The 21844-nt window shown below is 34.5% G+C and carries 19 protein-coding genes, 1 tRNA gene and 1 pseudogene; 10 read left to right on the top strand and 11 right to left on the bottom strand.

The window, feature by feature from the left end:
* Positions 1 to 8: 8 nt before the first annotated feature.
* The 5 genes from IRB79_RS11550 to IRB79_RS11530 all read right to left on the bottom strand — a co-directional run bounded on the left by IRB79_RS11550 (position 9) and on the right by IRB79_RS11530 (position 6649).
* Positions 9 to 818 (bottom strand): carbohydrate ABC transporter permease, encoded by an 810-nt coding sequence (locus IRB79_RS11550; RefSeq protein WP_113882074.1) that lies wholly within the window; start codon positions 816 to 818, stop codon positions 9 to 11.
* A gap of 15 nt (positions 819 to 833) precedes the next feature.
* On the bottom strand, positions 834 to 1724 hold the full coding sequence (locus tag IRB79_RS11545; RefSeq protein WP_243508549.1) for a carbohydrate ABC transporter permease: 891 nt from the start codon (positions 1722 to 1724) through the stop codon (positions 834 to 836).
* A gap of 94 nt (positions 1725 to 1818) precedes the next feature.
* Entirely contained in the window at positions 1819 to 3090 is a 1272-nt protein-coding gene (locus IRB79_RS11540) for an ABC transporter substrate-binding protein (protein ID WP_243508548.1), read from the bottom strand.
* Positions 3091 to 3561: 471 nt separating this feature from the next.
* Positions 3562 to 4056, bottom strand: coding sequence for a YehS family protein (locus tag IRB79_RS11535; RefSeq protein WP_243508547.1), 495 nt, complete (start codon positions 4054 to 4056; stop codon positions 3562 to 3564).
* A gap of 1324 nt (positions 4057 to 5380) precedes the next feature.
* Positions 5381 to 6649 carry a mechanosensitive ion channel family protein gene (locus IRB79_RS11530; RefSeq protein WP_243508546.1) on the bottom strand — a complete coding sequence of 423 codons (1269 nt, stop codon included), beginning with the start codon at positions 6647 to 6649 and terminating at the stop codon, positions 5381 to 5383.
* A 577-nt stretch (positions 6650 to 7226) separates the two neighbouring features.
* Between IRB79_RS11530 and IRB79_RS11525 the strand changes: the two genes are divergently transcribed.
* Entirely contained in the window at positions 7227 to 7418 is a 192-nt protein-coding gene (locus IRB79_RS11525; protein WP_243508545.1) for a helix-turn-helix transcriptional regulator, read from the top strand.
* Between the two features lie 163 nt (positions 7419 to 7581).
* The gene (locus tag IRB79_RS11520) at positions 7582 to 7818 is read left to right on the top strand and encodes a hypothetical protein (protein WP_243508544.1); all 237 of its coding nucleotides are present in this window, start codon (positions 7582 to 7584) and stop codon (positions 7816 to 7818) included.
* Positions 7819 to 8532: 714 nt separating this feature from the next.
* Here the strand turns inward: IRB79_RS11520 and IRB79_RS28025 are convergent.
* From IRB79_RS28025 to IRB79_RS11510, 3 genes are all read right to left on the bottom strand, one after another.
* A complete protein-coding gene (locus tag IRB79_RS28025) occupies positions 8533 to 8658 on the bottom strand; it encodes a hypothetical protein (RefSeq protein WP_279401057.1) in 126 nt (41 codons plus the stop codon).
* A gap of 493 nt (positions 8659 to 9151) precedes the next feature.
* Positions 9152 to 9490: an RNA-dependent RNA polymerase family protein gene (locus tag IRB79_RS11515; protein WP_347815352.1), complete on the bottom strand. Its 339-nt coding sequence runs from the start codon at positions 9488 to 9490 to the stop codon at positions 9152 to 9154.
* Between the two features lie 1282 nt (positions 9491 to 10772).
* Complete coding sequence (locus IRB79_RS11510) at positions 10773 to 11951, bottom strand: hypothetical protein (protein ID WP_243508542.1); 1179 nt, start codon at positions 11949 to 11951, stop codon at positions 10773 to 10775.
* Between the two features lie 475 nt (positions 11952 to 12426).
* Between IRB79_RS11510 and IRB79_RS11505 the strand changes: the two are divergent.
* The 4 genes and pseudogenes from IRB79_RS11505 to IRB79_RS11490 all read left to right on the top strand — a co-directional run bounded on the left by IRB79_RS11505 (position 12427) and on the right by IRB79_RS11490 (position 15134).
* Positions 12427 to 12760: pseudogene (locus tag IRB79_RS11505) on the top strand (nucleotide pyrophosphohydrolase).
* Positions 12761 to 13184: 424 nt separating this feature from the next.
* Positions 13185 to 13709: a hypothetical protein gene (locus IRB79_RS11500; RefSeq protein ID WP_243508540.1), complete on the top strand. Its 525-nt coding sequence runs from the start codon at positions 13185 to 13187 to the stop codon at positions 13707 to 13709.
* Positions 13710 to 13716: 7 nt separating this feature from the next.
* Positions 13717 to 14154, top strand: a complete 438-nt coding sequence (locus IRB79_RS11495) for an HNH endonuclease signature motif containing protein (protein ID WP_243508539.1) — start codon at positions 13717 to 13719, stop codon at positions 14152 to 14154.
* A 329-nt stretch (positions 14155 to 14483) separates the two neighbouring features.
* The gene (locus tag IRB79_RS11490) at positions 14484 to 15134 is read left to right on the top strand and encodes a hypothetical protein (protein WP_243508538.1); all 651 of its coding nucleotides are present in this window, start codon (positions 14484 to 14486) and stop codon (positions 15132 to 15134) included.
* Positions 15135 to 15464: 330 nt separating this feature from the next.
* Here the strand turns inward: IRB79_RS11490 and IRB79_RS11485 are convergent, their stop codons facing one another.
* Together IRB79_RS11485 and IRB79_RS11480 are read right to left on the bottom strand one after the other, a co-directional pair.
* Positions 15465 to 16127 (bottom strand): HNH endonuclease, encoded by a 663-nt coding sequence (locus tag IRB79_RS11485; RefSeq protein ID WP_243508537.1) that lies wholly within the window; start codon positions 16125 to 16127, stop codon positions 15465 to 15467.
* Positions 16128 to 16365: 238 nt separating this feature from the next.
* Positions 16366 to 17559 carry an AIPR family protein gene (locus IRB79_RS11480; RefSeq protein ID WP_243508536.1) on the bottom strand — a complete coding sequence of 398 codons (1194 nt, stop codon included), beginning with the start codon at positions 17557 to 17559 and terminating at the stop codon, positions 16366 to 16368.
* Positions 17560 to 17717: 158 nt separating this feature from the next.
* Here IRB79_RS11480 and IRB79_RS11475 point away from each other — a divergent pair, with 158 nt between their 5' ends.
* From IRB79_RS11475 to IRB79_RS11460, 4 genes are all read left to right on the top strand, one after another.
* Entirely contained in the window at positions 17718 to 17951 is a 234-nt protein-coding gene (locus IRB79_RS11475; protein WP_243508535.1) for a helix-turn-helix domain-containing protein, read from the top strand.
* 116 nt (positions 17952 to 18067) lie between these two features.
* Positions 18068 to 18220, top strand: a complete 153-nt coding sequence (locus IRB79_RS11470) for a hypothetical protein (protein ID WP_243508534.1) — start codon at positions 18068 to 18070, stop codon at positions 18218 to 18220.
* Entirely contained in the window at positions 18217 to 19707 is a 1491-nt protein-coding gene (locus tag IRB79_RS11465; protein ID WP_243508533.1) for a recombinase family protein, read from the top strand. Before IRB79_RS11470 ends, IRB79_RS11465 begins: the two co-directional genes overlap by 4 nt.
* A 745-nt stretch (positions 19708 to 20452) precedes the next feature.
* The gene (locus tag IRB79_RS11460; protein WP_243508532.1) at positions 20453 to 21397 is read left to right on the top strand and encodes an LCP family protein; all 945 of its coding nucleotides are present in this window, start codon (positions 20453 to 20455) and stop codon (positions 21395 to 21397) included.
* A gap of 296 nt (positions 21398 to 21693) precedes the next feature.
* On the opposite strand, the gene IRB79_RS11455 is transcribed toward IRB79_RS11460, so the two are convergent.
* Positions 21694 to 21790, bottom strand: a tRNA-Sec gene (locus IRB79_RS11455).
* Between the last annotated feature and the right edge of the window lie 54 nt (positions 21791 to 21844).

Below are 21844 nucleotides of genomic sequence, written 5' to 3'. Positions count from 1 at the left end.
ACCACCACCTATTTGATTCCTGAATGCATGAAGCTTGATACGAATTGTTTTTGGAAAATGAAGAAAGCAACTACTAATGGCATGATGACCATTACCGTACCTGCAGCGACCATTCCCCATTGTGCTCCCGTTTCATACGATTGCGCAAACAAGGCAAGTCCGACGGTCAACGGTCGGGATTCGACAGAATCCGTGATAATCAACGGCCACATAAAGTTGCTCCAATGGTGACTGACGGACACGAGCGCAAACGCAATATATGTCGGTTTTGCTGATGGGATGTATACATGCCACAGCGTTTGATACCATTTACAGCCGTCTATTCTCGACGCTTCATCGAGATCATACGGGACCTGCTTAAAAGTCTGGCGCAACAGGAATACCCCGAATGCTGATGCCCAATACGGCATCATGACGGCCAGCTTCGTATTAACGAGCCCAAGCTGGCTAATAACCTGGTAGTTCGGGAACAACAGAATTTCAGGCTGAATCATCAGCTGGAGCAAAAACAAGATGAACAGTACATTTTTTCCTTTGAAGTTCACCCGCGCAAAAGCAAAAGCTGCAAGCGTAATCGTGAACAACTGGACTATCAGCACGCCAAATACGATGACGAACGTATTGATGTAGTATTGGATAAATGGTGCAGTCTCCCACGCTTTTACATAGTTTTCAACAGTTGGGTTTGAGACCCAGAACGGAAAACCTCCATTGATCACTTGATTCCCGGGAGAAAAAGAAGTGATGATTACCCAAAGCAGCGGGATAAACGAAATGATCCCAAGAACAATAATGATGCCATAGTTCAGTTTTTTCATCGATTCTCCCCCTCCTTAATAATGGATTTTCCGATCAAGGTACAAATAGTTGAATGCTGTGATCCCCAGCATGATGACAATCAAAATCACGGTCAGAACGGCAGCTTTGCCAAGATCCCAGTTCGTAAATGCCGCTTCATAGATATGATAGAGCAGTAGATTGCTGGCATTATCCGGTCCACCCTTAGTCATAATGTACAAGTGGTCGACGTTCTTGAATGAATTCGTAATCGCCACGATCATGACGAACAGCGTCGTCGGCATCAGCAGCGGGAACGTGATATGACGGAACATCTGGAGCGGTTTCGCCCCTTCGATTTCAGCCGCTTCATAGACATCTCTCGGTAAATTTTGCAAACCAGCTAAATAAAAAATCATATAAAAACCAGCATCTTTCCAAATGATCATGACAATCATCACAATCATTACTGTATTGGGATTCCCCAGCCAGTTCGTGTCCCCTGCTCCGAACAAATGAAGGAAGTTATCGAGCAGTCCGTACTGAGGGGTGTAAATGAAAAGCCAAATATTCGCTACCGCAATTAACGGAATGATTGTCGGGTAGAAAAACGATGTCCTAAGCAAGGAGCTTCCGGCCATTTTTTTATTCAGCCAGATGGCAAGATACATCGCTAGGAACAAACTCGTTGGCACTGTCCCAATCATGAAGATGATGTTATTCAGGATGACCTTCCTGAATATCTCATCAGCTAAAACTTCTTTATACTGATCCAATCCGGAAAACTGCAGCCGGGTCATCGGACCACTGTAGAAGCTTAACTGGATCGACTTGAGAGTTGGGTAAAACGTAAACATAGTTAAAAATATGAAAGAAGGAAACAGTAATCCGTAAGCGAACAGATTGTGCCTCGTTCTGGAACTGAATTTTCTTCGCTTCGTTGTCATCAGATCTAACCCACCTTTCTTGTGAATAAAGAGAGCCCAAGTCAGCATATTTTCACTTGAGCTCCACTCCATTCAGTCCACTGCTGCAGCTTTATTACTGAAAAGGCTTCAGCACTTCTTCTGCTTTCTCCTGAGCTTTTTCCAATCCTTCGTCAACTGAGCTTTGGCCAGTCAAGATCGATTGAATATGATCATTGAAAATTTTCTGCACCTCACCATTTTGGTAAGTTGCCAATTCGCTATCCGCATATTCCAATTGCTCGCGGGCAACAAGTGCAGGCGGGAATTCCTCTACATACTTTTTCAACAAGTCCGTTTCATAAGCAGATTCTCTAGTGGCGACATATCCTGTATCGATAGACCACTGAGCTACACGCTCAGGTTCTGTAAGAAATTTCATGAACTTGATCGCAGCTTCCTTGTTAGCTTCGGGAAGATCTTTGAACAAGTAGATGTTTCCTCCTCCAGTCGGGGATCCATACTGATTATTTGCCGGCAGGAATGAAACACCGAAATCAAAGTCTGCATTGTTCTTCACATTTGTCAGATTGCCTGTCGTGTGGTACATCATCGCTGTTTTTCCGCTCAAAAAGTCAGAAGGAACTGTCGCCCATTCAATGACACCCTCCGGCATGATCTTATGCTCTTTTCCAAGGGACAACCAGTAATCCATCGCTTCTTTTGCGTATGGTGCGTTGAAATACACTTTCTTTCCATCTTCAGACATGATGTTGTCTTCAGTCTGAAGTGCTAAAGCCTGGAACATCCAGTACTGGTATCCAGTACTCGGGATTTCAAGACCCCATTGGTCCTTACCGCCATTTTTCGTCAGCTTCTTCCCGTATTCCACCAGCTGATCCCAGTTTTCAGGTGGAGCTTCCGGGTCCAGTCCGGCTTCTTTGAATGCGTCCTTGTTGTAGTATAGGACAATTGTGCTGCGCTGGAATGGCAAGCTGTATACCTTATCTCCGATAGAAGAATTCGCCATGAATCCATCGTAAAAATCATTTAAGTACTCTTCGTCAAACAAAGGTGTCACTTCCTCGATCAGGTCGTTCTCAAGTAAAGTGAATAGATCGATTGAGAATAAAACAGCAAGTTCAGGCGGATTTCCTCCCTGCGCTGACGCCATCACCTGTGTCATCGTTTCAGCATAACTGCCGCCATACTTCGCATTGACCTTGATGTCAGGATTTTCTTTCTCGAATTCTTCTACAATTCCATCAACAATGTTCGCTACATCCCCGCCAACCGCAACCGGGAACCAGAAATCAATCTCAGCCGTTTCTCCCACTTCAGTGTCACTGCTGCATCCGGCAAGGACAACCAGTAAAACTAAAACGAATGATAAAAACTTAACCTTCATGCCATTTCCCCCTTAATATCCATTTTTTCATAAAAAAACCCATGAACAATAACTGCATCACAAAGAAGTGTCATGCAATTTATTGATCACAGGGAATCTCCGCATCTCTACCCTAGACAATAACCTGTCTAATATATATGTCTTATTACTCACAATAATAACCAATCCTTTGCAATAAAATTTTGAAGGTTTTTTCATAGGATTTTTATCTTACTAAAACAATTGAAATCATGAAAAAAGGTGCCTGGCCCCTTAGGCAATAACGTATCAACGCAGCCGGGGTCAGGCACCAATATTCCAAAAACGAGCCTCCTCAAACAATTTTGAGGCTCGTTTTTGTCATTAGGGCAGGAGTCCATTTATGTAACTCCTAAAGATAAATTAATTTCATGAACTATTCACTTTTTAATAATCTCAGACAGCTTTGCTTTATAGGCTATTTATATGTTATTACTCGAATTTTTTTCTTCCTTATCCCCTATATTTAATCGCTAGTCCTTTTAAGAAGTTTCTGGCAAAATTGTCTAAGCAAACTTTATAATTTTTATGTCCTTCTTTTCTTAAAAAAGCTCCGAGTTCTCCTTTTGATACGTTTAGTCCAGCTTTTTTGAATACATCTAACATGTCCTCTGTTGTTAAGGACAAGGCGATTTTGGTTTTCTTTAAAAGGATATTGTTTATGTTTGTATTATTTTCTATGGACGGGTCCGGCGTATTAGTTAGGCCTGGTTTTGGCTCTTGTTTACCTCTTTTATAGATAATAAAGCCATTCAAAAAAGAATTTAACATACTATTCGTCAATTTTATTTGGCTGTCATTCTCTTCTTCATCATCTGACTTTTTCAGGATCTTCACCACCTCTGGTACAGACACCTCTATTCCTCCAAGATTAAAGATCTCTGCCATTTCACTATTTTTGATTTCTAGCGCATATCTCAATCGAATTAAAATATCATTATTATCCATTAACTTACTTCCTCCTATTTTTCACTGCTCTTTATTACAACAATACCCATTTAACTATCTTAAGTCTATTATAGCCGAAGCCTCACAATGAGCAGAATACGGAAACAATCAATTTAATATGCCATTTCACCTATTGTGAGTATATGGATGGCACAAAGAACCGCACCGCATCCCACTGTGCGGCAATAATGTGTATATTTGGCGGACTGCCTGGGAATCGAACGCAGCTGACCTGGAACGGATGTCAAAAGCAGTTTTGGAGACCGTGGAGGGCACCAGAGAAAATAAAATACTAATAAATCAATATTTGTAACATATTTCGCCCATTTATCTAAACGGTTTATTTGGTCTCCTTTGGTTTTTATGAATGACATAAACCTCTTAAATCAATTGTTTTCCAATTTTCTTTTTACCTTATCAACCCAAAATCTTTCAAAGCCCTCTGAACTTTCAAACATCTAGCTCAGGTTCATCACAAGAACATGGTGAACTTCGAAACCACCGTCCGAACCATTCGAAACCAAAAAAAGCAAGGGATAATCCTCACTCTCCATCGAACCTTTGAAATTTTTATTAACCTTCCGAGTTATAAAGCATGGAATGGTGGATCCTCCAACATCTGCAAAAAGGCGAGAAAATGGTAACTGTCAAACCTCACACTAAAAAAGTGGGAGATAAAACTGTTAAGGTTCCTGGCCATCGTCGTTCTACACCAAATTAATCCTCTTGAGCCTTCAAACTCACCAAAGTTCGTAGGATTCACATTTTTGGGACATAAAAAAGCAGGAAATGGCATATAATGGATTAACTAAGGGTGGCATCTTTCCTCCCCTTAGTTCTGGTGATTTCAACCAGAAATGCGACAATAGGTAAATCTTGGTGTATGGGTGGATAGTCTATAAATCCACCCTTTTTTATGTAGTTAATTTGCTATGTTTCTCTCCAACGCTTAAGACAACGTTTTGGCTGTTCTTTCTCAATCATCTCGGGGTAAAAGCCTTGTTCAATAAAGATTTGCGATGGTGTTTTCCCATTTTTGTATTCCGCCACTGCTTTTATCTAAAATTTAGAACTATAGGAGATTGACCTCTAATTCTTTTCAGGCTCTTTCATTTGGAATTCATTATAAATATTCTTACTCATGAAAAATCCTCCGCTCTATTCATTAAATCTATTGAAACACAATAAACCCCAGAAAGGGGCACTTTTTTATCAGTGTCCACTATCTGGGGCATAGTTCAGATTACCAAGGTAGTCTCTTAAATTAGAAAAAACCGACTGTGTTAATTTAATACAGTTGTTTTTGTTTCGGTGATTGATTATTTCAATAGCTTCTTTTGCCGATCAAGGCTTTGTTGTTCGATTCTTCTACCATGTTTCTTAAATCAGCCCCAGATGGATTCTGGAATACTTTAAGTCCAAACTCTGGTGCAACTGCAAATAGATGGTCAAAGATATCAGATTGCACAGATTCATATACTGCCCACTGTACGGAATTTGTAAATGCGTAAATTTCTATAGGCAGCCCGTGTTCACTATGCGCCAGCTGTCTAACCATTAAGGTCATATTCTGATTGATTCCATTGTGATTCTTGAGGTAATTGTTGATGTACGCCCTAAAAACACCGATATTGGTAAGGGCTCTACCATTCACAGGATTGTTCCGATCGATTTCATTTTTGACATTATACTCAGTAATTTCCCTTTCCTTTTGAATAATGTAGTCTGAAAGGTAATGAACTTTTATAAATTTCTCGATCATTTCCTCGGTGCAAAACGTGATACTACTGGTATCTATATACAAATGGCGCTTGATTCGTCGGCCGCCTGAGCTTTGCATCCCTCTCCAGTTTATAAAAGAATCGGAAATAAGAGCATAACTGGGTATCATCGTAATCGTTTTGTCGAAATTTTGAACCTTTACGGTATTTAAAGAAATATCAATAACGTCACCATCTGCCCCATATTTTGGCATTTCAATCCAATCACCAACCCGAACCATATCATTGGCTGTCAATTGAACTCCTGCCACTAATCCTAATAACGAATCCTTAAATACTAACATTACAACGGCCGAGAGAGCACCAATACCACTTAATAGAATAAGAGGACTCTCACCAATAAGGTTCGAGATTACTAAGATGAACCCTAGAGTCATGATAATAATGTTAACCACCTGAATATATCCTTTAATAGGCTTAACCTTGGATATTTCAAAGGTTTGATAAATATCATTAAGTACATTAAGTAAGCTTTCAATAAACACCAATGCTACAATAATGATATAGGTAATGGCCAATTTCTCTATGATTGATTGATAGGTTGGAAAAGTTGAAGAAAACGAATAAATAATGATTGCAGGAACAATATGTGATAACTTTCGGAAAACTTGTCTTTCCAATATGATTTTACCCCACTTGACTTTGGAGTTTGTAACAACACGAGTGATGATCCTGATCACGATTTTCTTTGCAATAAAATTTGCTGCGATACAGATAAGACCTATTAGCAGAATCTTGATTATTATCGAAAGATATTCTACTAATCTAGAATCTAGATCCATATCTAGAAGTAAATTATTAATGAATTGCATCTGTTATCCTCCAATTTAAATTGCATCATAAGCAACTTTACGGGTAAAGTATCTAAGCTGTCAATTCCTACTTTATCAATAAGGAAAAAATGGTGACTTTTCCCCTAAGTTGTAACGCATCAGTTTATTGGTGTCAGACAAATGGAAGTGTTCATACGCTGCAGGAAACGTTAAAAGGCAACACCCGCATGGGTTAGTTGCCTTCTTTTAAAATGCGCTGCGAGATACACTCCACATGTGTTGAATACATTTCACAGACAAACATACAAGGCGACTATAACTACTTAACCCTATGGGCGGTATAAAATACCGCTCTATATTTATGTTACAACCTTCCCCAATTACTAATTCTACCCCTACCCAGTGCCGAATGATTTAGTTTATTTTGTTATATATTAGGTATGGCTCGTTTTCTCTGTATAAAATTTTTTGAAATATACAATTGTACGTCATTATATGAACTATAACTCTCTATCTTTTATTTATATATACTGTACGCTAAACTGTTAAAAATTGTTTTTTTATTCTTATAATACATGTGTCAAAGGATAAGAATTAAACTAGGAGGTTTGAAATAATGGATAAAGAGTTTCTAAATGTAAGGTCTCTTGCTAGTTTACTCGACATGTCAGAACAAACTGCTTATAAGTTGTTAAGAGAGGGGATCATCCCTGGTCGTGTAAAAGTTGGTAAGTCTGTACGTTTTAACAAAGAGGTTGTCTTAGAATGGCTGCAAAATGGAGGGGTTACTATTGATTGTAAAGACTGATAATCTTTATACTTTCTCTCAAGCAACCGAAATCTTGGGAATATCTTGCCAACGACTCTTTGAATTGTCAGCTTCACAGTATGTAAAGAAAGTTCTTCAAGGTAACCGTATCTACTTTACAAAAGAAAGTATTAGAAAATTAGTCTTAAGGAGTGATCTTTAAATGGTTACGGTGGAGCGAGTGAGTAGGATATTAAACCAATTCAACATAGCTTTCACAGAAAGTGCAGTTTTGTCTCTTCTTAATCGGGGTGTTTTGAAAAGTAGTCCTCGCATTGAGAGTGGCTATTACTCTCGTAATACCAAATATGGCTATAGTGTTGATCAAAATTCTTTAGAGGAGTTTCTCAAGAAAAGAGGGATTACAGAAAAAGACATTAAGCAGCATACCCTTCCATGAATTTTGAATTAAAATAAAAACAGCCAAACGGCTGTTTTTTATTGTCTTTCTAATCTATGTATTCTTGATAATATGTAGAATTACCCTTTACATTCTTAAGGTAACTAAACCATTTATTAAGTTTCTCTTTATTCAAATCTCAAACGTCGTCTTTTTGGTCATGTCTGTTGGTTTTTTAATAATAGTGTATTATTGTAAATTTCATTTGCATTTGATTGTTTTTCTTTACTTATTTTGATTGAAATAAATGACATTAGTGTAACCACGGTTGTTAATGTACCTCAAGTAACAATGCGATAAATGAAATATTGTCATCAATTAATAAATCATTAATTTGTTTGTTCTTCGTGTAAATTAGGGCGAACATTACACTAATTGTCATTGTCATTACAGTTGTTGATACTAATAGAGATAATTTATTAGTATTTGGATATGTATTCCGTTCTACTCTCTTTTCTTCTTTCTTTTTATATTCTTCACTTTCAATTTGTATAATCATTTTTTCTAGACCCTCTGATATGCTTACCTTTTTATCTATAGCTATAAAGTTAGTGTCAAATATCTCCTTATCAGATCCTCAAGAATTTCCTTTATATTATTCATGTCTTGCGACAACGTTATATTTTCTTGATAGAGAGATAATAATGAATTAAGTATTTTCAGGAGGAAGCTCTCCCTCGGAAATAGAGAATATTAATAAACCGATCATTTCCATTACTCTGATGTACCTTTTAAAATAGTCTTTTTGTTTATCTTATTAAATATAAAATTAGTCATATAAAATACAAATAAACCACTTATTATTCCACCACCGATACCAACAAACCATGGATTTTCCACATATTAAACACCTCTTCTACTTTACTAGATATATAGTTTACCATTTTTTCTTTTATTCTGTTCACATTAAAGTAAAATAGAAAATACATTTCAAAACCAGAAATATGTTCATTAACTAGTGTTTCTCATTTATTTGGAAAATCCTTTAAACGTCACATCACATCATATCTTATTCATTCCATAAAAATATGCTAACAATTAAAACGTTACAACTGTTGCCACTCAGTAATTAATATTAGCTTAATCCTTTTTATATGTGGATTAAGGAATTTAGTAATCAAATTAAAACCGATAGTTTTTCTAGTTCAAAAGGTCGGTAATAATTATATGTAGTAGATTAGTTATTCACCTATAAATAGAAGGTCTAACCTGTTAATCTAGATCCATTCTACATTTGATAATAGATTTATATTGCTAATACTTTCGATTCTATTGAGAATACAAACCCTTTTATTTATGTGATCTGGTAATTATATTGCTTTTCTTATTTCTTTCACTTTATTTTGTATGTAAGACAAATCCTATTAGACTCAACAATCTTCATAGCTGTAAGTAAACCATTAACTTTATTACAAAGATTTAAAATTTCAATTTTCTGATAAGGATCTGTTGAGTAAAGATCCATTAGCTTATCAAAGTGATTATACATTTTTAATTGAGTTTTATTTGGAGACAATAATGTATTCTCCTTAACAACCGTACCAGTTATTTTTATGCCATGCTTATTAAAAAGTAATTTTGACTTGTTATCATTTACTACTAAACCATGATCTTTTATTACTTTAACTATATTTCTTTTAAATCCTTTACTAATAAAGTTAGAAGAAGACAATGTCAGATCATCATAATAACAAGAGAATGTAATCTGTTTATAATTAGATATTTTATAGATAGTATTATACATATCATAGTAACAAAGAAAGCTAAGATATGGGCTTGTAAAATCCCTGTGGTAAATTTCTATTTTGAATATCTACTCCTACTTTTACAGTTGTAAGCAATGTGCAAATTTTTGCTATATCGGTCGACATTTGTAACTTATTCTTAAAAATTATAAACATAATAATCTCTGGTTGATGGAAAAAGTCCTTTAAATCTAACAATAGGAAATTAGAATTGTCTTTGTGGAGGGAGGCATTCATTACATAGTTACGTCCTTTATGCCACCAAATACGTAACTAGGGGAAATTTGTTGTAAGTATAAATTTATTGTATTTAAGACTTTTTATATTTAAAAGAAGGATTATATAGTATTCTTTCTTTTCCATTTATTATTTTAGTAAACGGAGATACCTTGTAAAATTTTTCTATATTCTTCAACTCATTAATATCAATTGATAGTAATTCAGATAAATATTTTTTATTTGTTACTCCGAAGAGTTTAGACGCTGAATAATTCATCCTTTATACTCCGTAAATAATAATTGAGGTAAGAGTTGATAAAGACTATCAAATCATGCAATTGCATAAATAAATTTGAAATTACATTTAAGCTAATTGCTAGAATATTTAAGAGAAGTTGAAAAGCGGTATAATAACCAATCCATGTTAGTACAGTCTTAAAGATGGATAAGATTGTACATTTCTTTCTCTTTGCTTCAAATCGGTTCATACGAGTATTATGTTTCATCTTATCGTTTCCTCCTATTTTGTAGAGGCCTAAGCCCCCCTCTGCTCACATTTTAGGAAGATTGGGAAATGAACCAAATCAACTCTTACCATTAAACAAAAAACTCTGCTCACGTATGAAAAGTGAGTGATTTTGATGTTGGGCGTGGGATACGTTGACACGTAACAAACACGCAAACTTTCTACCGCCGCATTGGCAAATTAATTGTGCAGAGAAATTCCCATAATATATTACTCGTAGATTTAGATTACTATATCAATAGATTTATTGTCAAATATTACTATTTGACTAATCAGTATAAAATACCGCCATTAATTAATTTCCACTTTAATACAATAAAAGAAGCCTTATTTAAATGCTCATAAGACCTCTTAAAAATATATTTTATATACCAAACTGTATTTATATTTATTTAATGTTAGAAGCCGAGGGTTTATCATATATTGCGTCTATTACAAAGACATCAATAAACTTATCTAACTCTTCACTTAATTTTTTGCTTCCCTTTAAGACCACTAATTTTTTTGTACTCTTCCTCTTTTTGTACAATAACAACATAGTAGCCAATTTGAATATCTTCACTATCTAGATACTGGGGTAATTGACTATGCAGACCTTGTTTTAATTTAGAACTACTTGCCCTTTTTACTTCAATTAAAACTCTATCTTGGTATCCACTTGAAAATTTGAAGTCTACAGGGCCTCTTCCTTGATTGACTTCCCTAGAAAAATCAATATTATTTGCCTTACAGTGTTCCTTAACTAACCCAAAGAATAATAATTGAGAAGCTTCTTCTCTCTTTGGTGTTAGAGGTGTTTCATTCCACAATAGTTTATAACCTGAGTTGTTGATTATAAACGAAATGAAACTTTCGATCAGTAATTTAACCAAGGCAGCTAACTCAACAGAATTTTTAGGAATTGGGAGTTCTAAAGGTTGCAGTTGTTGAATTTTTTGAGATTGTTCATACCATTTATAAATTCCGCTTGGATCCTTATCTATATCGTAAGGTAATGAACCTTTACTTTCTACATAATTCACATACCTTTCCAATAAGTCAACCCTATTAGAAGCAACCTTCATAATGTCTTCTTTATTAATTTTGCTTTTGACTTCAAAATTAAAATCAGTTCTCAAGATTTCATTCTCATTTGACCAAGCCCAATCAAGGAACCCATCTGCGTTAATACTAGGAAGCTCTCTTAATACGTTTTCAGGTACCAATAAAATGGGTTTGTTATTAGTTGGATTTAAAGGAAGAGAAACAATATTATTTTCCCATCTCTTAAATTCGAAATTAAACCTTGAATTTTTAACCTTAAATTGCTTAAGTGGTATTTCATGTTTAGAGCAAATATCTTGAGTATACATAATTAATTCTTCTTTAATAATATTTGCACAAATATCACTTATTCTATCACGTCCAATACCTTTCTCGAGTATGCCAATTTCTTCAAAATGATTAATCTCTTTAATTCCAACTCTAATAGATTTTATTAGTGCTGCAGCTATAGAGTGAGAAAAGCCCTCTCCACCACCTGAACCCCCAGTACTTTTATTTGTGTAACCTAGACAAATTTCCTCAACCTCTGGAAAAGTAAGCATTGATATTAGCTTTTTGTAAGATAAGCTTGAAGGTACTCCACTACTCTTTGCTGCCAATATAAATGCCTCATTAAAAAACTGAATTATTTTAGAATGTGCATTTTTAAAGTGTCCTTCTGAAAAACTAAATAACAGAAAAGGATCGATAAATAATTTAGTGTCAACATCTAAAATAGGGTCAAACCATGTTTCATTTTACTCCTTACTACACTATATAGCTCCGAAAAAGCATTTTTAACTCCTTCACAAATGTAAAATACTTCCTGAATATATCATACCACAAAAATCTGTATAATCTGACAAAACCAGCCACAGTTTTATGGAATATTCATTACCAGCTATAAATTTAATCTCACGATAGGATACTAGGTTTAATAGAACAACCCAGTATCGATTAAATTCTTTTATATAGTGATAATTAAAGTATTGGGCATTCTCCTATTCCATATTTTATCAAATATGTTTGTACGTCATACTTTAAAACCGATATGTTAATATACCTATATAGAATTTATTGGAAAGAGGTCTAATGATGGAGGATATTAAAAAGAAAGTAGTAAAATTTAGGGATGAAAGAAATTGGGGACAATTTCATAATCCTAAAGACTTGGCAATTTCATTAAGTTTGGAGGCTAGTGAGCTGCTTGAAAACTTCCAATGGAAAGATAGTGAAGAGTCTGTGAAGCAAAATATAAATAATATTAGAGAAGAATTAGCGGACACATTAATATACAGTATTTTATTAGCCAATGAACTTAATCTGGATATTGAAGAGATCATTTTAGATAAACTAGCTAAAAATGAAAAGAAATATCCTATCGATAAAGCTTTGGAACAAACAAAAATACACAGAACTTGGTGAATGATAATGAATGAACTTTTAAAGGATCTGTTAGTCAAGTATAAAAAAATGCTAAAGATGAAAAAAAGTTTAGGTGTTTATTGGATATTCAAATTGGAAGCTTTTCTGATCCTTGGAAAAGAATTCCAAAAAAAGAATTAAGATATGACGATGAAACTGAAAAAGATTACTCTCATGTTCGATGGGTTATGAATGCTGAAGATAGTACTAACAACGTTTGGCTAATAAGGGAAGGATCTAGGTTTATTACACTGACTAACAACAAAAATCCAATCCAATCACTCGAAACCGTTCTTAAGTTACTTAAGAATATATATATAGAGTCTTACTTATTCATGGAAAAAATGGTGCTATGTTTATTTCCTTCACAAAGGAACCGAAAATTACTTTAGAGACTACTTACAATTTAGTGAGGTGGATTAATAAAAATGCTTTATTATTTTACTGCGAGTGATAAAGACGCACAAGTACACTTAGAAGATACCATTAAAAATGCATACCCTATTAAAAATCTCCATCATCTTTTAGATAATGAGGTACTTGAGTTACTTAAAAATAATAATTCACTCGATGAGGTCTATATGTGGGGAGCAACTCCAGGAAAAAGCAATGTCACTAGATGGGGCAATCTCAAACCAAATGATTTTATACTTGCATATTCTCAAGGGAAATTTTATTACTTTGGTCAAGTATTCGGAAAGACTCATAATCGTCTATTAGGAAGAGCGGTATGGGGTGAAAGAAAAGATGGTGAGACATGGGAATATGTCTACTTCATTAAAAACTTAAAAGAAATAGAAATTGATAAAGAAGATTTCTCCGCATTTTTTGGTTATAAACGGAACTTTACCCCTCAAGGATTTAGTAATATAAATACTAATTCCTTAAATAAAATTTTAGATGAATTTAGAACTGTAGAAAATGCAATTGAGTTCCTATCTAGTAAAAACTAAAAAAACTATGGAACAATTCAAAAGCGAAATTTCTAACAAAGGTGAAAGAGAACTTGAAAATTCAATTGTCGATATGACTGATGAACAATTTTCCTCTTATATTAATAGTCTAGATGACTCCGCCTCTATTGAAGTTAAAGAAGGCATAAAAAAGGTAAGGAAGTACAATAAAAAAATCATCGATGAATTAAAGGATAAGTATGATAATAAGTGCCAAATTTGTGGAGAAGGCAGCAAAAATACTTATGGAGTATCAGTTGTAGAGGGACATCATATTGAAGAGTTCTCGTTAACACAAAATAATTCGCCACAAAATATTATGATCCTTTGCCCCTCCCACCATAGAATAATTCATAAAGCTAAAGGAATGTTCAACAGTAAAACAAAAGAAATAACGTATTCTAATGGTTTTATTGAAAAATTATTATTCAATAAACACCTATAGTAGCGTAGATCACTCTGCTATTTGTATTTATAGCTTTAAAATGGATGTCCTAAAGTACATTATAATTTCTGTAAAAGAAATTTAATTTATTCAGGTACGACCTTTTTAAGGATAAAATAGTAGGCATTGGTTTACCAGTGTCTAATAAAATAAACCTAATTGTACGTCATAATGAAAGGAAATACACCCTTTAGAGGATCAAACTAAAGTAACATGAGTTATTTCTACGCTCTTGTACCCATAGATAAATAATATATATTTAAAATCGCAACTTATTTCCTCCTTAGAGCGATTACTATTATGTATTCAATAATGAGGAGGAAGCTAGAATGAATATTAATAAGAAAGAAGAAGTAATTAGATCAATACCATTTAATACAACTAATAAAGGATTTACACAAGTAGCCGATTGTATCACCATGTGCTATGATTTGACAACGGATGAAAAGACATTATACACCTTTATTCTAAAAAACTTTAATGATAATAACGGTTACTCATATCCATCTTGGGAATATATTAAATTTGTATTGAACAGAGGAGACGGGAAAACCAATGAAACATTAAAGGGACTTCAAGAAAAGGGACTTATTAGCAGAAGAAAGGTTCCTGGAAAAAACAATCGATATTATTTAAAACCACTTAATGAAGTACCGTGTATCGCACTAAGTGAAGCAACTTTTCAGTTTATCAAAAATGCAAATCAATTAGATCTTAATGTATGGAATATTATTAAAGAAGTCATTAGATCTGAAAAGTATAGACATTTCAAAGAAAACTTTATTCCACAGAAGAGGGATAAAGCAGAAAACATTCCCTTGCTTAAGGCTAATGAGGAAAATGTCAGGTGTACTACCGATGAGTACCTTTTGTATTTACAAGAATTAACAAAGGTTAATTTGGGTGAAGTTGTACCTGTTCCTGTACAGGTACAAAGTAAAGCTTGTTTTCATACTAGTGGAAGGAAACTTCCTTTCTAAATTAAATGGCTCAAATATTGAGCCTTTTTTATATGGAAGTAGTATCCCCTTCAAATCGTAGTATAGTTCTCTAATCTAGAACTAGTAGTTGTTATATTGGAAGTAGTTAATTCCATATATAGAGTAGTATCTTCCGTATTAGAGTGGGTTCTTTTAAATCAGAAGACAATACATACTTATTTTATAAATACTTAAATTATTAATAATTATTCTAAAGATAAATAAGATAGATAAAAAGCACCTCTTACTTGCTAATACTTCTAATAAAAGTTTTGTAGAAGCTATCTGTCTCTGGATTATAACCTCTTATCCCTTCCCATGTATAGCTAATTACAATTTTGCGTCTTCGTATACTTTCATAATATACTTTCTTCTTTGTTGTGGTGTTTTACCTAGTTGGTCAATTAACTTATTTTTTATTGGGTGGTTATTTATAATAAAATGCTCATTTCGTACTATTAACTTCTCTATATAATTTATACTTGGTAGTGAGTCATTCTTTTGTAAGTTGCAAAACGTATGGCTTAAAACTAAATTCCATATCTCGTCATGGTAAACCATTTGTCTAGGTATCACATGGTCAACATGTATATCATTTTCATTCATTTTTTCCCCACAGTAAAAGCATACTCCGTTTTGGTATCCGTTTAATACAGGTCTTGTATGAGTTATATCTCTTCGCTCATGACCCTTTGCAAGGTAGATCCTTCTGATATTGTTTTCCTGCACACTGTTTTCACGTTTTATTTCGAAAGAAGCTTCTAGGAGATCCCACCTTGAATACAATTCATTAGAAAGAAAAGCGGTATTATCATCTTTTTCAAAAGTCTCAAATAGGTTGTCATTGATAACAAGTCTATTCTCATTGTTAATATATTCATAAAACTTAACAGGAATAGCAATATTGTTAACTGTATGAAACCGAGGTACAACGTCACCAAAGGCTTGCTTCTCTAACTTAATTGAAGAAATGAAGGAATATGTTGATAGCAATGAAGACTTAAATGAATTAGCCAATATAGTTGAAGTTATTATGTAATAGTAGAAGCAAAGGGTGTCTCTTTAGAGGAATTTGAAACAATTAGAAAACAAAAACAAAAGGCAGATGAAAGTGGAGGATTTAAAGAAAAAATCTTCTTAACAAGTGTTGAATAACCCCTCAAAGATTGGGTTTATTACACTCAAAAGGAACGCCGCTAATTAACGACGTTCTCTTACTTTTTATAAATAATTACTCTGCTTGGTTAAGAAGGTATTGTGTCAAGACATTGTTATATAATTGTTTCCATGTTCCTGTATCTTTACCAACAGCATTTGGGTTATTACCCAATGTTCTGCTTCTTTCCACAGTATCACCTACGAGGTTTTTTCCAATTTCTTCAAAATACTCCATTGGATCTGCTTTCCAATAGTAAACTCCATCTTTTTCAGCCAGCAGTGCACGGAAAGCCCCTACTATAGGATACAAGAAGCCTTTAGGCGTACGGTGATCCATGTTCTTTTTGTAAAACTTAGATTTAAATTTAGTCTCCGATTTTGGGACCTCAACACCTTTTACTCTTCCGTAGATACCTCCGCTATTAACTTCACGGTACTTTCTTGCCATGCTAGTTTCCACTAGATCATATAATTTAAATATATCAGTCATTACATTTTTCATTTTGTAATAGGGATTACTTTCAACATTGTCTTCATACTTATCATAAGAGGTTGTATAATCCTTAACACAAGTTTGTTTAGAACTATAAGCACTTACAGCCATTTTTTCACGATTGTCATGCTTCTCCAAATTAAACATATATAGAAGAGTTAAAATATCAGCAACATCAATATCCTTATCTTCATTTTCTCTATACGCTATATTATCCTTAAACGGCTCACTCTCAATTGACTCTTTGATCATATTAAACTTTTGTTTTAGTTCTGCAATTGCTTTATCTTGAACTTGAACTGAGGTATTCCTTGCTGCAGCAACGTCTTCGAAAATATCTTCAATACCTGTAAGAATTTCAATTCTAACAAATTGCTTTGTATCGGCACCTAGTCTATCACGGTAATCAAGGATTGTTCTATAAGTATGTCCACCATCAACATTTCCGTGAACAGTCTCATCTTCTATGAATATAGTTAATTCTGAGTTTGCATTATCAAACTTTACATCTTTGGCTGATAATAAAATACCTCTGTTTAATATAAAGAATGGAGAATGATCTGATAATAAACCATCTTTTATACGTCCAGCGACTTTCGTTCTCATATTTTGCTCACGTGGATTGGTCTTTGTAGGAATTTTTTCAGGAAGCTCTCTTACATCCACAATAGCAAAGATCATTTCTGGTGCCTTTTTCTTAGTATCATCCATAAAAATACCATATGGATTTGGAATTTTCCTTAAACTTTCTACCTTAAATTTAATTTTTTGCATATTGCATTCTCCTCTCAAATTTTTCATTAGCTGACTGCTGAGGGGCAGTAGCCTTGATAATTGGTAACTAATTACATTATAAATTCTCCTCAAACAAAAATAAACACACTATAGTGTGTTTTCATAAAATTTCTTATAATTACTTTAGAGGTGATTTTATGGATAAGGAACAAGAAAGAAGGCTTAAATTAATAATTGGGGAAGCAATTCGAATTGAGAGGGAAAGAAACGGCTTTACTCAAGCAATTTTAGCTGAGGAGTCAGGTTTACATCATAATTTTATTGGTCTTGTAGAAAGAGGAGAAAAAACATTAACAGTTATTTCTTTACATAAAATTTGCTTAGCACTAGGTATAGGTATGAGTGATTTACTTCAACAAATTAAGTTGTAATTGTAAAATATGGATTTCCATTCTTAGATTCCTTAATTACAGTCTCAAATTATTGTTTATTTATCGCAACTAATCCCTTACACGGAACGATTGTTATTCCGAAAGGAGCGATAAGCATGGAAATCCAACGAGTTTTTACAGGCACACAAGACTTCAAGTCATTGGTCATACATCACTTGGAGAAAGAAATTGAAAAGATTGTATCTGCCGCTTACAATGATAGACAAGTAGATATAGTCGCCTTAAATACTGGAGGGCGACAAAAATGAAAATAGCAGGTTACATACGAGTATCAACTAACAATGAGGGACAAAAGGAGTCACCTGAAAATCAAAAACACATGATCTTAAACTACATCGAGGAAAACCACTATGACCTACATGAATTCTATACAGATGTTCAAACGGGTACTACGGACAATCGTGAGGGGTTAAAAAAACTCATACGAGACGCTGAAAACAAGGATTTTGATATTATTATAGCTAAGGAGTTAAGCAGATTAGGTCGCAATGTGGAATTACTTTATCAACTAAGGCGAGTTGCTGATAATAAAGGAGTTAGATTAATTACTTTAGATGGTAAGGTTGATACACAGGACTTTTCCAAACAAGCTATGTTCGGTCTATATGCTTGGATATATGAAAGCGAAAGTCAACGAATTAGTGACCGTATAAAGTCTGTTTTTCTAATGAAATACAAGAGCGGCAAATTCATGGGGAGCATTGCTCCTTATGGTTATAACCTTCATAAGGGAAAGCTACTACCTAGAGATGATTACAGCGTAGATATTGTACGTGACATCTTTGACAAGTATTTAGAAGGTTGGGGACATGACAAAATAGCAAGATACCTCACCAATAGAGATATTCCAACGCCATCACAAGTTGTAGGGAAAGCTAATGCTGGATTGTATTGGCAAGGTTCTACTGTTAAGAAGATATTAAAGAACCCCCACTATGTAGGAGACCTTGTACAGGGCAGAGAAACCACTATGAACGTGACAAATAAGACTCGTAAGGTAAATGACCAAAATGAATGGATAACCATTTCTGAAGCACACGAGCCTATCATTTCAAGAGATGTGTTTGAACAAGTACAAAAGCTGCTTGAACAAAAAGCCAAAAGAGGTCGGGGCGGTACTAGAAAGCAAAAACACCTCTTTACCAATATTGCTTATTGCTCTGACTGCGGTAAATCCATGCACTACAGAATAAATCGAAAGGGTTATATTTGTGGCTCTTATGCCAAACATGGTAAGAAAGCATGTTCTAGTCATGTGATTAAAGAGCAACTGTTAAAAGAAATAATTCTTGAAGATTTAAAAAAGATGGCTGATGACTTAGAACAGCCTAACTTAGAAAGCAAGATTGAGAAAAAAGTAAAAGCCACCGCTAAACAGAATGAGTTAAGATTACAGTCCATTGAGAAACAAGTCCAAAAACAGAAAGAGTTAAAGCGTTATGCTTTAAAGAAGTTTATTTCTGAGGATATTTCAAAACAGGACTATGATGACTTTGTTACTATGGTTCAGGAAAAGTTACAGCAATTAGAAATAGAAAAAGCTGAGATTAAAAAAGCTATTGTTGACAAACAAGCAGCTATTAAGATCTCCTCTATCTTAGAACAGCTAAGAGAGTCTTTAAACTTCAATACTTTATCAACCGAGATGTTATTACGATTTGTTGAAAAGATTGAAGTTAATGAAAATAAAAATGTAAAGATTTACTACAAGTTTGCACAGATTGAGGGGTTATAATCCCCCTCAATCATTTTTTAAAACTAACTGTGAAATGCACTCAACATGTGTAGAATGCGGAAACATCTTTTCTAATATTTATTCTTTTTATACCTTAAGCGAGGAAAGTGAAAGTACACAAAAACCGCACAGCATCCACACTGCGCTGTAATAATATGTATATTGGGCGGGACCGTCTGGGAATTAAACCTAGCTGACCTGGCACGCAGGTACAAGCGGTTTTGCTAGCATCTGTTTTTCTAACACCTTGATGTCCCCCCTTTTTAGGTACTGATAAATCAAGGTTTCTAGCTTTCTAATGTTACCTCGTGATTTCAAATTTTAAAAATTTGGGCACCAAGTATGGCACCACCAGGGATTGCCAAAGAAAATTAATCAGTTACACATTTCAACATTACTTATTTCTATTAAAGGATTATTAAAGGACTGTTTACAAGTATCCTATAGAAAATGAGGTGAATAAAACCTTTAAATCTCACAATAACTAAAAACCCTATCCATTCCCCTATTATCTTGTTTTCACACTTCCCTTGGGTAAAACGAAACTAATGTAAACAGAATTTTAAACAAATGTAATATAATATATCAAAAAATGAAATGTAATTATGGAATAATAATTACTTCAAGCTAGAAAGATGGAACCCCTTCAGTTTCTAATTGCCCCTATCAGAAACTGAAGAGACTCCCATTATTTAATTTGATTTATTGATTATGTTGATTATTATTCAGCCTAGGTGGTGCAAGTATGGCAAGAATAAGAAAGAGAAGAAGGATAAGATGGATGAGAGTATCTGCCGCCATTCTTCTATTAAGTATCTTTTTGGTTGGTCTTTTTACTATATTTCAGTATATAGAAGGAACGGTAAAAAAGGTTAATCAACCATTTAAAAAAGTTGAAGCAACTCATTCGTTTCAAGGGGAGAAAAGTAAAATGGACGCTGTAAATGTCCTTTTACTGGGAAGTGACTCCAGGGGAGAAAAACAAGCTAGAACCGATACAATAATGGTAGCACACTATAATCCCAAAACTCATGAGGTAAAACTTATGTCGCTTATGCGTGATATGTATGTATCCATACCTGAACATGGAAAGCATAAATTAAATACTGCTTATTCATTTGGAGGACCTGAATTATTAAGGAAGACCATCCAATTAAATTTTGGTCTGGATATTCATCATTATGCGATTGTCGACTTCAAAGGATTCGAAAAAGCTGTCGACCTCCTTGTTCCCGATGGAATTGAAGTAGACATACCATATGAGATGTCTGATGGCATCGGAATGACGTTAGAGGAGGGGAAGCAACAACTTCATGGTAAAGAACTGTTAGGATATGTTCGATTCCGTCAAGATCGTTTAAGTGACTTCGGCCGGGTGCAAAGACAGCAAGAAGTCATCTCAAAATTAAAAGATGAAGCCGTAAATCTACATAGCGTCACAAAGCTTCCTGATCTATTAGGACTATTAAATAAATACATCGATACAGACATTGACACTGCCACACTCTTGACGATTGGAAAAGACATTTTGAGCAATAAAAGTGGAGAAATACAAACAATCCGAATCCCTGAAGATGGCAGTTTTTCAAATGAACGTCATGAAGAAATTGGAGAAGTCTTAAAAGTAGACTTAGAACAAAATAAAACAGCTCTTAAAAGGTTTTTAGAAAAAGAAAAAAGTAAACCCTGATCAAACTTTCAAAACCCATAACCATAATCTTTTTTTAGTTATATTAAATTAGACTGCTGATGTCCGCACAAGGCACTTACTTTCCCCGGGGCGCCCGGTGAGCCTGCAGGATAGTCCAGTGCCCTCTGCTCCAATCAGCAGGTGCTTTAAATCAACATTGACCTTGGCTTTAACACAGCATTTTAATAAAAACATCACCTACGAAACCCTAGTTAAAATTGTTCTACTACATTCCTATGGACATCGAGAAAAAACCGCACTAGTAAAAATTTACTGTGGGGTTAACTATGTATAGTTGGCGGGACCGCCTGGGAATCGAACCCAGCTGACCTGGCACGCAGGTCACAAGCGGTTTTGAAGACCGTGGAGGGCACCAGCACCCCAATCAGCCCCGTAAAGTGTAATGTTATCAAGGTTCTTAAACATGTATCACTCGGTCTTATGAAA

It is taken from the genome of Cytobacillus oceanisediminis (genome assembly GCF_022811925.1).
GTDB lineage: Bacteria > Bacillota > Bacilli > Bacillales > Cytobacillaceae > Cytobacillus > Cytobacillus oceanisediminis_D.
This window is presented reverse-complemented; position numbering and strand designations above follow the sequence as displayed.